The 13,848-nt window shown below is 45.7% G+C and carries 13 protein-coding genes; 7 read left to right on the forward strand and 6 right to left on the reverse strand.

Features of this window, described 5'->3' with window-relative positions:
• Positions 1-234: 234 nt before the first annotated feature.
• Together P8596_RS01995 and P8596_RS02000 are read right to left on the reverse strand one after the other, a co-directional pair.
• Entirely contained in the window at positions 235-1,515 is a 1,281-nt protein-coding gene (locus P8596_RS01995; protein WP_279724108.1) for an IS110 family RNA-guided transposase, read from the reverse strand.
• Positions 1,516-1,814: 299 nt separating this feature from the next.
• Positions 1,815-2,165 carry a hypothetical protein gene (locus P8596_RS02000; protein ID WP_279725670.1) on the reverse strand — a complete coding sequence of 117 codons (351 nt, stop codon included), beginning with the start codon at positions 2,163-2,165 and terminating at the stop codon, positions 1,815-1,817.
• A 216-nt stretch (positions 2,166-2,381) separates the two neighbouring features.
• Between P8596_RS02000 and P8596_RS02005 the strand changes: the two genes are divergently transcribed.
• The 5 genes from P8596_RS02005 (at position 2,382) to P8596_RS02025 (ending at position 5,058) form a co-directional block, all read left to right on the forward strand.
• On the forward strand, positions 2,382-2,687 hold the full coding sequence (locus P8596_RS02005) for an antibiotic biosynthesis monooxygenase family protein (RefSeq protein WP_061810367.1): 306 nt from the start codon (positions 2,382-2,384) through the stop codon (positions 2,685-2,687).
• Entirely contained in the window at positions 2,687-3,058 is a 372-nt protein-coding gene (locus P8596_RS02010; RefSeq protein WP_279725672.1) for a hypothetical protein, read from the forward strand. Before P8596_RS02005 ends, P8596_RS02010 begins: the two co-directional genes overlap by 1 nt.
• Before the next feature lie 132 nt (positions 3,059-3,190).
• Positions 3,191-4,567, forward strand: a complete 1,377-nt coding sequence (gene rlmD, locus P8596_RS02015; RefSeq protein ID WP_279725675.1) for a 23S rRNA (uracil(1939)-C(5))-methyltransferase RlmD — start codon at positions 3,191-3,193, stop codon at positions 4,565-4,567.
• A 19-nt stretch (positions 4,568-4,586) separates the two neighbouring features.
• Complete coding sequence (locus P8596_RS02020) at positions 4,587-4,817, forward strand: excisionase family DNA-binding protein (RefSeq protein ID WP_034760887.1); 231 nt, start codon at positions 4,587-4,589, stop codon at positions 4,815-4,817.
• A gap of 43 nt (positions 4,818-4,860) precedes the next feature.
• Complete coding sequence (locus tag P8596_RS02025; protein ID WP_279725678.1) at positions 4,861-5,058, forward strand: YwbE family protein; 198 nt, start codon at positions 4,861-4,863, stop codon at positions 5,056-5,058.
• A 198-nt stretch (positions 5,059-5,256) separates the two neighbouring features.
• Here P8596_RS02025 and P8596_RS02030 read toward each other — a convergent pair whose 3' ends face one another.
• From P8596_RS02030 to pxpB, 3 genes are all read right to left on the reverse strand, one after another.
• Positions 5,257-6,399: an NRAMP family divalent metal transporter gene (locus tag P8596_RS02030; protein ID WP_279726950.1), complete on the reverse strand. Its 1,143-nt coding sequence runs from the start codon at positions 6,397-6,399 to the stop codon at positions 5,257-5,259.
• Positions 6,400-6,470: 71 nt separating this feature from the next.
• Entirely contained in the window at positions 6,471-7,475 is a 1,005-nt protein-coding gene (locus P8596_RS02035; RefSeq protein ID WP_279725681.1) for a 5-oxoprolinase subunit C family protein, read from the reverse strand.
• On the reverse strand, positions 7,472-8,191 hold the full coding sequence (gene pxpB / locus P8596_RS02040) for a 5-oxoprolinase subunit PxpB (RefSeq protein WP_279725684.1): 720 nt from the start codon (positions 8,189-8,191) through the stop codon (positions 7,472-7,474). The genes P8596_RS02035 and pxpB overlap by 4 nt, the downstream gene beginning before the upstream one ends.
• A gap of 531 nt (positions 8,192-8,722) precedes the next feature.
• Between pxpB and P8596_RS02045 the strand changes: the two genes are divergently transcribed.
• A complete protein-coding gene (locus P8596_RS02045; RefSeq protein ID WP_279725687.1) occupies positions 8,723-9,913 on the forward strand; it encodes an MFS transporter in 1,191 nt (396 codons plus the stop codon).
• A gap of 247 nt (positions 9,914-10,160) precedes the next feature.
• On the forward strand, positions 10,161-12,905 hold the full coding sequence (locus P8596_RS02050) for a GTP-binding protein (protein WP_159361101.1): 2,745 nt from the start codon (positions 10,161-10,163) through the stop codon (positions 12,903-12,905).
• Positions 12,906-12,973: 68 nt separating this feature from the next.
• On the opposite strand, the gene P8596_RS02055 is transcribed toward P8596_RS02050, so the two are convergent.
• Complete coding sequence (locus P8596_RS02055) at positions 12,974-13,840, reverse strand: STAS domain-containing protein (RefSeq protein WP_159361102.1); 867 nt, start codon at positions 13,838-13,840, stop codon at positions 12,974-12,976.
• Positions 13,841-13,848: the final 8 nt, after the last annotated feature.

Below are 13,848 nucleotides of genomic sequence, written 5' to 3' on the forward strand. Positions count from 1 at the left end.
GGAAGGGTCTCCCTTATATTCAGTGATGGGCACTTTTGATCTCTGCTTGTTTAGGTAGACTTACCCTCCCATATCTCCTGGCATCGAGTGCCTACATTCCTTCGTTGGGTCTTTCCCTAACGCAGAGGCCAGCGTATGCTCCTGCATGGACTGATCAGTAGATCGTCGAAAGTCGTGTATGGGCCGGCTTCTCAGTGTCTGGGTTGTAGAAGAACTACGTTCTAATTCAAATAGTTAGGCTGCTTTGAGATGAGAGAGGAAAGGCATATCTCGCATCATGCGCTCTAAATCAAAGGTCGTTTCATAATGGCTGAGTCCGTGACAAATTTGAAGTAATTTACGACACAGAATCACAAGTGCTTCTTTTTTCGTTACTGGTTTCTCGCGATCATTGCTGTAGTAGTCATAAAGTGCTCGAAACGCCGAGTTTGAGTGTAGTAAAGGGAACACTGCTTTGTACAATAAAGCTCGAAGCCTTCTTCGCCCTCGCTTAGATATTCTTTTTCTACCCTTTGATTCACCAGAAGAATTCGTTACCAGTGTTAATCCCGCGAGTTTAAATAATTGGCGTGGATCCTTGTAACGTTTGAGTGAACCTGTCTCGGAGAGTAGCTCCAATACGGTTGTTTCACTAATTCCGGGAATCGATGTTAGGTAATCAAAGTCAGGCAATTGGCGGGCAAGGGTGACAAGGTTTTCAGTAAGCTCTTGGATCTGTGATTCATACATGAATAACTGGTCAAGCAACATTCTGATTTCCATGCGTGCCATTTCAGGACTGTCTTTCAATCCTATAGACTGCTCTGCCACTTGAAGGAGTCGCTCTACTTTATTCTTTGACAGATAGCGAACACCCTTTGTCTGAAGAAAGTCAATCAGCTCTTCAGGCGAGAAGATCACAAGATCTTCTGGTAAAGGGGCATATTTTAAGATAGCTTGAGCCTGTTTTCCAAGACCTTTGATGACGGAAGCGAACTCAGGGAAGTAAAGGTCGATCCATCGTCGGATGCGGTTTTGAATAGAGGCCGATTCTTCTTTTAAACGGACTCGATAGGCCGTCCCCCGACGAAGTTCAGAATCGATTTGAGTCATTTCCCTTGGCATACTGTAATATCCTTGTGGCATCATTTTTGCGATGACCCGGGCATCTTTCAGATCATTTTTACTCTGTAGGTTATCGTCTAGCTCTTTGGTTTGTTTAACGTGAAGAGGATTGACAAGGACATATGGAATGCCATGATCTGTTAGAAAAGCTGCGAGATTCATCCAGTAATGGCCGGTAGGCTCAAAACCAATGATGACTTCCTTTTTATTATGAATACTTATTAGCTTTAGGATAGTAGCGTAAAAGCTTTCAAATCCTTGAAGGGATTGGCGAATGACAAAGCTTTTCTTGAGTTCACGTCCACGCTCATCTACGGCACAGGCGTAATGATTCCGCTTCGCTATGTCAATACCAACAACCAGTGTAGTTTCAGAAATTTGATTAATACGTTGATTTCGATTATCATGCATGTGAAGATCCTCCTTAGTTATGAGCGATTGGTTAGCACCTGCATCATAACGGAGGGTCTTTTTTTATGCAATAGATGAATTCTCACCTCACAGGAATAGCTCCTGCGGGAAACGCGGGAAAGTTGAGACCCCACAGGGCATCGCCCGAGGAGGCTCAACTCACGCCCCGCGGAAAGCGAGCACCTGGAGCGGAAATCAACTACTACTCGCTACTTTAAAAGCAACAATGTTTACGAAAACAGCCCTTTAATCTATATATGTTTCCATGAATCACTTCGGAAAAGCCATAAAAAGCTTCCTCAGTTGATAAGTAAAAACACAAAAAACGTCAATGGAAATCCGATCAAAAAGCCCCATCCGATCTGTTGTTTATGACGGAAAGGAACCTTCCGGACGATCCAGGACAAAAGATGGGCGACAATCACAAAGGCAAAGACCCATATGAGTTGCCCGACGACGAACACAAATAAATAAGCAAGGATCGATTCTTTATTCAGCAAAAGGGATATCCCGAATCCAAAGGTCAAGGTTAAAAAGGTGAGTCCGATCAGTATATAGGGTAGCCACCACCTTCTTGACTTGAGAGCGAATAACACTCCAAGAAAAACATTCCCTACAAGGATAAGGTTTACTAAGAAGTCTTGGTTCATATTTATCTACCTTCTCTTTCTAGAATTGTTGCACATACCATTGTACCCTTTGTAGATCGGATAAAACGCGGTAAGTTTTTACATCCTAACAAGAAAATGTACATTGTGTCTCTTTCCTTTACAGCCTGTTAAATTTTGTATACCCCGGCACTCCCTGACTGTGTTACAGTGAATAAAAAGCATGTCTGATTATGTGCCGGTGAGAAGGAGAATATCATGTATATCGTACATTCAACATTTGTAGTGCCTGATGAGAAGGCAGAGGAAGTCATATCAATCTATCATACCCGTTCAGGTCTGGTAGACAAAGCAGACGGATTCCAACGGTTCCTCCTGCTGCAAAATGAGAAAAAGCCGGGAGAGATCACCGTCCATATGGAGTGGGATACGAAAGAAGATTTCATGAAATGGGTACAAAGTGAAGACTATAAGCGGATTCATGATCTGGAAAAGAAATACCCTGATCAGGAATTGGCCTCCATCATCCCGTCCATTGACCGGTATAAAGTGGTGGCGTACTGATGGAAAATAAGTATAAACATGTTATAGATGAAGCCGTTGTGAAACTATACGATCGATACCCGGAATTGGATGAAAAGTTTGGAGAAGCCGGCCGGAAGAAATGCTATGAAGATAATATCCATCACTTCAATTACCTGGAGTCTGCTGCCGATGTAGGTGAATCGAAGGTGTTTTCCGATTATGCCCTCTGGCTGAACAGCGTGCTTGTGAGCAGGGGCATGAAATCCGATCATCTCATCGATAATTTCAAGTGCATCATGGAATCCCTCGGAGAGACCCGTGTCGAAAAGGGTGAAGCCTTCGAACTTTATCTGAAACAGGCAATCGAATCCATCCAGTCCGCAGACAGGGAAGAATCCGCCTCCTCCTGAACTCAAAAAGCATCGGCCCTTCGATGCTTTTTTTTCATAGAGAGGGACGGACCTCCATCCATTTCATTCTCCTTATCCATTTATGGTACAATCAGTAGAGTCTTAAAAAGGAATTCGTAAAGGAAGATATACGTGAGTAAAAAAGCACCCGTTCAAAAAAATGATTATATAGATGAAGCCGTATTCGAGGATTTGACCCATGACGGCAATGGAGTCACAAAGGTCGACGGATACCCGTTATTCGTCCCCAATGCCCTGCCCGGGGAAGAAGGCCGGGTCAAAGTCGTGAAAACGAGTAAAGGATACGGGTTCGGCCGACTGTCAGAACGCACGAAAGAAAGTCCGTTTCGTCAGGAGCCTCCTTGTCCGATCTACAGGGAATGCGGAGGCTGCCAGATCCAGCATATGACGTATGAAGGCCAGCTGAAAGCGAAAGAAAAGAATGTAAGGGACGTCATGCAGCGTATCGGAAAACTTCAGGATGTCCCTGTACATCCGGTCCTTGGAATGGAAGAACCATGGCGCTACCGCAATAAAGCCCAGGTTCCTGTAGGGGAAAAGGACGGACGGTTTGTAGCAGGATTCTATCAAAAGCGCAGTCATGAGATCATCGATATGGACAAATGCATCATTCAATATGAAAAAAATGATGAAGTGATCCAGCATGTGAAGGATGTATGTGGAAAATTGGAGGTCCGTCCCTATGATGAGAAGAATCATAAAGGGACTCTCCGCCATATTATGACCCGGACGGCATATGCGACGGGTGAGGTGATGGTGGTATTGGTCACGCGGACGCCTGAGCTTCCACATAAGAAGGCGATGGTGGATGCACTTATCGAAAACATAGAAGGCTTGAAATCGGTCGTCCATAACGTGAACCCTAAACGGACAAACGTGATCATGGGCGATACAACCCAAGTCCTATGGGGGGAAGAAGTGATCCACGATTATATCGGTGACGTGAAGTTTGCGATCTCAGCAAGATCCTTCTATCAGGTGAACCCGGAGCAGACGAAGGTGCTTTATGATAAAGCGTTGGAGTATGCCGATTTGCAGGGAGAAGAAACGGTCATCGATGCGTATTGCGGAATCGGTACGATCTCCTTATTCCTCGCTCAAAAGGCGAAGAAGGTATACGGGGTGGAAATCGTTCCACAGGCGATAGAAGATGCGAAGCAAAATGCGGAATTGAATGATATGACAAATGTGGAATTCAAAGCGGGACCTGCGGAAGTGGTCATCCCCGATTGGTATAAGGAAGGGATCAAAGCGGACGTCCTTGTCGTGGACCCTCCGCGAAAGGGCTGTGATGAAGCCCTTCTGAACACAATCCTTGCCATGAAGCCGAAGCGGGTGGTCTATGTATCCTGCAACCCGGCAACCCTTGCCCGGGATCTAAGAATATTGGAAGACGGCGGGTATAAAACAACGGAGGTGCAGCCGGTCGATATGTTTCCACAGACCATGCACTGTGAAGCCGTTGCGAAGATCGAGTTAGTTGAATGAAAAGTGAGGGATGATCACCATGTATCTCACCATTAAAGAAACAGCCGAATATCTGTCCCTCCCCGAATCGTATATTGAAAGCCTCGTGCAGCAAAGGAAGATTCGGGCAGTCCACGATGGAGAACAGTATTTACTATACCGGGATCAATTCAATCAGCATCTTGAGCAAATGGAGAAAATGAAACGACAGCTCGCAGAATATCTAAGTGAACCGATCCCTGAAGATATTGATGTGAAGGATGAAGACTAGTACTGGACGAATCCAGAAATTTTTTTGAGAAATGGAGAATACAATGAACGGACAACAGCGTTCCAATATAAAACCGGGTCTTGAAGTGGACATCGTCCTGAAAAAAGACCAGCGCACAGACAAACTGACTCGGGGGGTCGTGAAAGATATACTAACGAATTCCCCCAATCACCCACACGGCATCAAAGTCCGATTAGCAGATGGACAGGTTGGACGGGTGAAGAATATTATTCAGAAATAAGAGGCCGGAGCGGTCTCTTTTTTTCTATGTCTTGAAAAGTAATGTACCTGGTACAATTTATTGGGATTATACCAGGTACAAGAATATTGGATTGTACCAGGTACAAAAAGTTCAGAATGTACCTGGTACACAAAAAAGTCAGCCCACACAAAAAGACCTCGATCTCCTCAAAGGGACCCGAGGTCTTTCCATTTTTGTTTAACTAAACAATTGAGGGATGCCTTGGATCAACGAGTAGACACCCATATAAGACATGGCCACGACAATCAGCACACCGAATACGGTCATCCAGATCGGGTGCTTGTAGTCACCGACGATTTTTGTTTTATGGGCGGCAATCAGCATGACACCGAGGGCGATCGGCAGGATCAATCCATTGAGGGATCCGACCAGGATCAAGATGGCAACCGGTTTACCGACAATCACGAAAACAAGTGTTGAGATCGTAATGAAACCGACGATCAGCCACTTATGATATTTCTCAAGGAGCGGGCTGAATGTACGGATGAAGGATACCGACGTATAGGCTGCCCCGACAACGGATGAAACAGCGGCAGACCACATGACGATTCCGAACATCTTGTACCCGATATCACCGGCAGCCAGCTGGAATACGGACGCAGGTGGGTTCTTTGGGTCTAATGCAAACCCTTGAGCAACAATCCCTAACGCGGCGAGGAATAGAAAGATTCGCATGATGGACGCGATTCCGATGGCTGATACGGAGCTTTTTGTGATTTCAGGAAGGGCTTTTTTCCCTGTTATCCCAGCCTCTAATAATCGATGCCCCCCGGCAAAGGTGATGTATCCACCGACGGTCCCGCCGACCAGGGTGATGATCGCGAGAAAATCGATGGTGTCGGGAGCGAATGTTTTCGTTACGGCTTCGCCGACAGGTGGATTGGCAGTAAACATGACATATACCGTAAGGATGATCATCAATAATCCCAGGATTTGAGCGAATTTGTCCATCAATCTGCCCGCTTCCTTTACCAGGAAGATCCCGACTGCGACGATTCCGCTGAACAATGCGCCCATTTCAGGTGGAATCCCGAATAGGACATTCGTACCAAGTCCGGCTCCGGCGATATTCCCGATGTTAAAGGCAAGGCCTCCTGCCACGATGAGGATGGCAAGGAAATACCCTAATCCAGGAAGGACATCATTTGCGATATCCTGAGCCCTTTTTTCAGAAATGGCAATGATACGCCAAATATTCAGCTGGGCGCCAATATCGATTAGGATGGAAATTAATATGACGAAACCAAAGCTTGCGGCCAGCTTTTCAGTAAAGACGGTTGTTTGAGTCAGGAAGCCCGGTCCGATGGCGGAGGTCGCCATCAGGAACGCTGCTCCCAGTAATAGGCTGAAATTTGATTTTTTCTTCAAGGGGTTCTCTCCTTTGTTGTGAACTAAGAGTTAAATTTCAAGGCGATTCCTTGCCTCAAATGGTTTAATTGGCGCTCACGATCTATGTAAAGCTCCTGCGCCTTTTCATGGGAGATCATGGTGAATGTAATGGATTCCCCCGGCTTCGTTTGAGCAATGAGGGGAAGATCAACGGATGCAATGTATCCTATCCTCGGATAGCCTCCCGTCGTTTGCCGGTCAGCGAGCAGAATGATCGGCTGACCATTTGACGGAACTTGAATCGTTCCAAACACCACTGCTTCCGATACCATATCGAATTCCTCATCAAGATAGAGGGACGGACCTTCAAGACGGTATCCCATCCTGTCTGATTGGGAAGATACTTTAAATGGCTGATTGAAAAACTGTTCGCGGCTCTCTTCGGAAAATAAATCGTACTCCGTTCCAGGGATGACCCGAATGACTTTCTTCTGGTGATAGGAGGAAATGAATTCGGATGATATCGACCAGTCTATTTCCGTGAAGTCACTCTTCTCGATATAGGGAAGTAAATAGTCGATCATATTGGCTGATTCTTTGTTGATCGGTCCCGCTTCCAATGTATCGCCCGCCTGTAGGGGACGACCTTCCAATCCTCCGATTCCCGCCCTTACATATGTGGACCTGCTGTTCATGACTTTTTCGACACGAAAACCTCCTGCAACAGCAAGATAACTGCGGCAGCCATTCGTGCATGCTCCAAACTTAAGGGTGCTTCCGGCTTTGATCAAGAGGGATCTCCTTAAAGGAACGGGCTTCCCGTCAATCGTCGGAGATAAATCTCCCCCGCAGATCGAGATCAGGGAAGTTTCCTTAAATTCAAGGACAGGTCCCATCAAGGTGATTTCCAGGGTTGCCTCGTCCACTTCGTTGCCGACGAGAAGGTTCGCAATTTTGTGGGCGAGGGGATCCATGCTTCCACTCACGATGACGCCGTACTTTTGATATCCGTACCTTCCTAAATCCTGGATGGTTGTCAGGAGGCCCGGTTTGATTATAGTAATCATTGTTCCTCCTCCAATGCTTTATATTCTTCAAGTGAAATCGGTGTGAAGCGTATCCGGTCCCCGGCTTTCAGCAGGCTCGGTGAGTCGTTTTTATCAGGCTGGAACAGTTTTAGGGGTGTACGGCCGATCAGCTGCCATCCACCGGGTGTTTCGATGGGGTATACCCCTGTTTGTTCCCCTGCTATTCCAACTGAGCCTGCCGGTATTTTCAGACGTGGGGATTTTCTTCTCGGTGTCGCGATTTCCGGAGACATGCCGCCGATATAAGGGAATCCTGGTGCGAAGCCGATCATGTATACGAGATAGTCCCCGTTCATGTGTTTGGTGATGACTTCCTCAGTGGATAACTGATGATGGTTGGCGACTTCTTCAAGGTCAGGCCCGAATTCTCCGCCGTAGCAAACGGGGATATCGATGATTCTTGCTTCTCCTTTTTCTCCGGTTTTCAGGGTTGAAAGCATGTTTTCAATTTCAGAACAGACGACCGTGTATGGAAGTGTGTTTTGAAAGGGTTTGTGAGAATCGGTGAGTTTGATCGGGTCGTAATAGAGTGTGACGGTTGTGAAGGCCGGGATATATTCTACCAGCCAGTCGAATGATTGGGTTTCGATTAGATTTGTTACCGCTTTCACCAGGTCGTGCGTTTCTTGTTGGATCGAGCTGCCTAATTGGATGACGACGGCGTGGTCGCCTAATGGGCGTAACGTATACTTCAAAGAATGACCTCCATTCATGGTTGTCTATTTATAAGGAGCAAAAAGTAAATATGTATGAGTGGCCGCGCAAATAAGATAATTCAGAAAGTTTGGCCATGTTGTTATTATAGTATAATTCTTTGTGTTTTCAATAAAAGTATGGGAATTAGCTGAATAATTGAATGGATTATGACTTTGAACCTAAGTAAGTGTTCATGCTTTTTTTGGCTTATTCGAGTGAAACGTCCGTTTCACTCGCCTTTCAGCGTGCGCTGAAAGGCCGGGTAGGGAAGGACAACCGAAAGGAGCAAATTCATTTGCTCTTTCGGTTGTCCTTCTCTACCCGGAATAAGCCAAAAAAGAGTGTAGAATTATTTTCTATATAATAATGAATCTATTCTCAATGTTACTATTTGCATTCTGTTAAAAACTTACACATTTCCGTTGTTTTAATTCGTATCGCAATTGTGTTTTATGTGCTATTATTTAGTAATCCGAAATAATATCCCCATCTGCTGGTGGGGTTTGATAGATGGGAAGGGAGGTTTGTTTATGAAGGTGAAGGATCCTTTATGGACGAGGTCTTTTATTATGTTGATGGTGGGGAATTTGTTTGTGTTTATGTCGTTTCAGATGTTGATTCCGACGCTTCCTCCTTATATTAAATCGATCGGGGCTTCAGGGCTTGAGATTGGATTGGTGACGACGCTGTTTTCAATCGGGGCTGTGTTGAGCCGGCCGTTCATTGGGTTTATGCTGGAATACAGGGACAGGAAGCCCCTTGTCTTGATAGGGGTGATCTCATTACTCGCGATTACGGTGATTTATCCATTGTCGAGTGTGGTCTTCATCTTTCTATTATTCCGTTTTGTCCACGGACTTGCTTGGGGCTGGTCCACGACGGTCAACGGAACGGCAGCCGTCGATGTGGTGCCTAAATCCCGATTGGGAGAAGGGATGGGGTATTACGGCTTGTCGATTACGATCGGGATGATCATCGCCCCGAGTCTCGGAATCTATTTATTCCAGGTGACGACCTTCACGAATCTGATCATCACATCAAGTGTACTTGGTGTCATCGCGATCTTCTTATTGGGAATCGTTCATTATCAGACGCCTAAAGTGGTCAAAGAAACGAAGAAAGAAGATTTGAAGTTTTCCTATCTTGGTTCATTAGTCGAAAAATCCAGCTGGTTCCCGGCTTTCATTACCATCATGGTGACATTTGGATACGGATCGATCGTAACATTCATCGTTATCTTCGGGGAAGAACGCGGAATACAGCATATCTTCCTGTTCTATTTATGTAACGCGATCATGGCGTCCCTATCCAGACCGATAGCAGGGAAGTGGTTTGATGAACGGGGACCAAAGGGGCTTGTGCTATTCTGTATCGTCGTGACGTTTATCGGTATGTGGGCACTGTCTTTCGCCCATTCCGATTTACTGATCGTCGTCGCCGGTCTTCTTTTCGGAGTTGGATTCGGTTCACTCATCCCGACCCTTCAATCCTGGACATTGTCCATGACGCCGGATCATAGACGTGGAGTAGCGAACGGCATGTTTTTCTCTTCCATCGATCTGGGTATCGGGTTGAGCGGCTTAGTATTCGGCGTGCTGGCTCAGTATGTCGAGACGGGTGTACTATTCCAAATTTCCAGTCTGTTTTTACTCATTGCCCTCGTAGTGGCGATTTTTGAAGGCAGGAAACAAAAAAAGCTTGTCCATCAGACTTCCACATAGTTTGATGGGAGAATAATAGTGGTAAGTATAAAGGACTATCTATTTTGGAGGGGGAGCAAAGCCTTTCGTAATGGATAGTCCTTTCTTCTGTAATAGAAGTAATTCCATTGAATCACGGCAGAAAGTATCAATCGGAAAATGAAAAGGAAATGAAATTTTATCCCCTCTGAAATTCTGTTAGAATGAGAGAAATAGACAAGTCTGTGAGGCTTCCGGCAAAGGAGGCCCACATATAACGGAGGACATTATGACAGAAGAAAAATTACTGATGGAGAAGTCATTTTATCGAACTTTTTTAGTAGATCAGGACACGAACCGTCATCCAATAGAAGTACTTGGAGGAGCATTTGTCGAAGAACAGCAAAACGAACCGTATGATTTAACTTACATCCGCTATGCCCAAGGGGAGGTTTACTTTCACAGCAGGGACTATGAAGCAGCCATCTTCAAATGGGAAAGCATCCTGAACGAACTGGAGCCATGGGCTAAGAAGAACATTGCGGATTCTTACTATGAGCTCGGGATGCTGTCTTCAGCCGAAGATGTATACACAGCCATCCAAACCGATAGTACGATGCTGACCATGGAGGTGTCCCTGCAGCTATTCTCCCTCTACATCGAGAGGAATAAGATCCAATCGGCCTATCACACGATCGAGAAAGCATTATCGATCGAACCGGATTATCCGAACGTCACTGAACTCGCAAGGACTTTTTATGAGGAGCAGGGGGACTGGAATAAAGCAGTGGAACTGGCGGTGAAGGAATCCATCCGGACGAGGGAACCTGCATGGTTCATGATTTTGAGAGAGTATGGTGATCAAGGGTACACAAGGTCATTTGCTCCGGATTATTTCTATGATTTATTGATCGCAGTGTATGAAAAAGACCGTAAACAATTCAAGGATCTCGTATCCAGTCTCTGGGCGAGTTACAGAGGCCACTCCGCTGCCCATATCGAATGGATGCTGACGGTGAATACGATCTTTGAATATGTCGAGATCCTTCCGAACGATTCTTGGCAGGACATTCTTTCTCACTTTAAAGAGGCATATATCGGCTTCCTTGAAGGTGATTACCTTGTGAAAGACCTTGAAGGCTTCATGCCAAGTATGTTGACGAATTGGTTGAAGGTGAGCAGGGATCAAGAGCCGCTATTTCCGGCAGCAGCCGTTTTGGCCTGGAACGATGTCTTTTCCTACAGCATCGAACCAATGGTGACGGAAGAAGCGGAGATGATCCTCCTGGAGGAAAATGCTTATCAGGCCCGGTTTGAAGACATCATTCTGTTCTTGAATAAAATCATTCAGTGGGCGGAACGGAATGAAGCGCCTGTCGGATACAAAACCCAGTGGATCGCAGAGCAGTTGATGGATCTGAGTGAACATCATCTATTGATTGCGGGAAGTGCATCGAGCGGGAAGTCTTCCTTCGTTCAATCCGTCCTGGGTGAAAGTGTCGGAGAAGCTGAAGAATCAACGATCATCTACAGCTATCATGATCAGCAGGTGGAAGTGAAGGAGATCCATGATCAAGGTCTTCATCAGGTGGAAAGCATCGCAGACTTCGAAGAGTTGATGCAGCGTGAAGCCTTTGTCGAGTATAAGCTTCCATCAGAGTTCCTTAAGAAAAATGGAACGGCCCTCATCGATGTTCAAACGGGTAAGAGGAAGCTTGACGATCTGACTGCCTTTTATCCTGCAGCCGACGGGTTATTGTATGTCTTGAATGCCGATGCCCCGTTTAATGCAGAAGACCGTCAGACCCTACGGAAATTAGCGGAAATCGGACAGCCTGTGAACGTACATTTCTTATTAAATAAGATGGATAAAGTATCCCACACCGAGAGAACGGAAGAAATCATTGAATCTGCACGGAACAAAGCCCGTGAATGGTTCCCGGATGCGGAGGTGCTGCCTTACTCGTCCCTTGAAGCCGTTCATCTTCAGCGTAAAGATGTGGAGACGTTCCTCAGGGAGCATTATCAGGTGAAGAGCGGTGCCCTTAAGGGAGAGCGTGGAAGCAAATTATTTTATTTAGTGAGGAAAACGTTAAGGGATCTATACTCGAAGCGTAAGAATCATGAAAATGATTTAAAGGAAACGATTGAAAAAAATGAGGACATCCTCACCCGTCTAAACGGATTCGAGAACTACTTGGGAGACATGCAAAGCGATAAGGTGTCCATCATCAAGGATTCCTTCCATCAAAAGAAGGAAGCCATGAAGAAGGAAATCTCTGAAAAAATTCCTGCCATACTCAGCGGCTGCTCGGAATTGATCAGCGAAGAAAGTGATTTCAAACAAATCCACACAGAATTAAATGATGCGATGAACACAAGGATCCAGGAGTACATCCAGGACGATCTCATGCCTCGTTACGTCACGTCCCTTGAGGAGTGGCTTGCCTTTTCAAAACAGGAACTGCAGGACAGCCAGGACTACTTGAATGAAATGAGTGAAACGTTCAACGGTCTATTCGGGAAGGATAAAGTCGTTTTACAATGCGATTTCCAAGTGGTTGATGATTGGCGCAGAGACGTCAGCAGAATGGGAACGAGGGCACAGATCGACAAAGAGAATATCCTGTTACGGTTTAAACCGGCTCAGTTCCTTCTGAAAAGCGCTGGAAAGCTACTTGGGGTCCTGCCGCAGAATAAGTCATTATTATACAACCAGTACAAGCGTTATCTGGAGAACGAAGATTATCAGGATATTACGGCCTCCGTTGTCCAGAAGTTCTTCCTTCAGTTTGATCTGTTCGAGAAATCCCTGCAGCAGGATGTTCAGTCATTCTTCGCTGACCCGTTCAAGCAGCTGGAGGTAACGATCAAGGATACGGAAGCGGAGATTGCAGCCGATCAGCAAGCACTGAAGAAAATGAAAGCCAATCCGGAACGATATTTCGATCCGATCACCCTGTTTGAAGTGAAACTTCTTCAGCATGAATACATGGTGAAGGCCAGTTACAACGCTTCCCATCATTTTTCATAAAATAAAAAGACTGATTCAATCCATCGGCCACACCTTGGATTGGATCAGTCTTTTCTTTCGTTCGCTACTTACATGTGCAAAAAGCTGCTGTTTTCCTGGATGACTTCGGCGATGATCCGTTCCAGGGAATTTTCAGTATGGATGGTGGAGAAATCAAGTCCGAGGTGGATCGCTGTCTGGGCGACTTCAGGCCGGATACCCGTGATGACGGATTTGACTCCCAGCAAGTTCAAGGCATCAATGAGGCGGAAGATCTGCTGTGCCACCATGGTGTCCACCAATACGACTCCGGACAAGTCGATGATCAGCATGGACAGATGGGCATCAGCACTTTGCTGAAGGGTCGAGTCCATGATCATTCGGGCACGGGTTGTATCAATATCCCCAATGATCGGAAGCAGCCCAACTTCAGAGGTTAAAGAAATGACAGGTGTACTTAATTCCTGGATCAATGTGGACTGAGCCTGAAGCCTATTCATTAAGATCCCAAGGAATGTCGAAGTGAACGTTTCCAGCACATAATCCAGGGCGAAGTTAATCTTGCGCTCCCACTCAAATACCTCTTTCAATTGGATGTGTAGTTCAGAGTGATCTTCGACGAATCTTTCGACATACGTCCAATACACCCTTCTGAAAATACCTGAGTTTCGCACGACTTCATCAAGGGTCGTACTGGATTTGCTTCGATCGGTGGCCGTTTCCTTCGTCCAGTCAGAGATCAATTCTTTTGATTCCTCATCTGAAAGTAATAGACATCTTGCAATGACCTTTACATAATTGGAATTTTGTTCTTTGACTTTATTCAGAACCTCAGGCGGAGAATCCGGAGAATAGTGAGATCCGGTTTTAATATTCTGAAATCTCAGCCAGTCTTCTGTGAAATCTATGGCGTGGTGGGTTAAGTATTCATATAAATGAGACGAATGAGTGTCCATAAACTCTC

It is taken from the genome of Rossellomorea sp. DA94, assembly GCF_029834455.1.
GTDB classification, from domain to species: Bacteria; Bacillota; Bacilli; order Bacillales; family Bacillaceae_B; genus Rossellomorea; species Rossellomorea vietnamensis.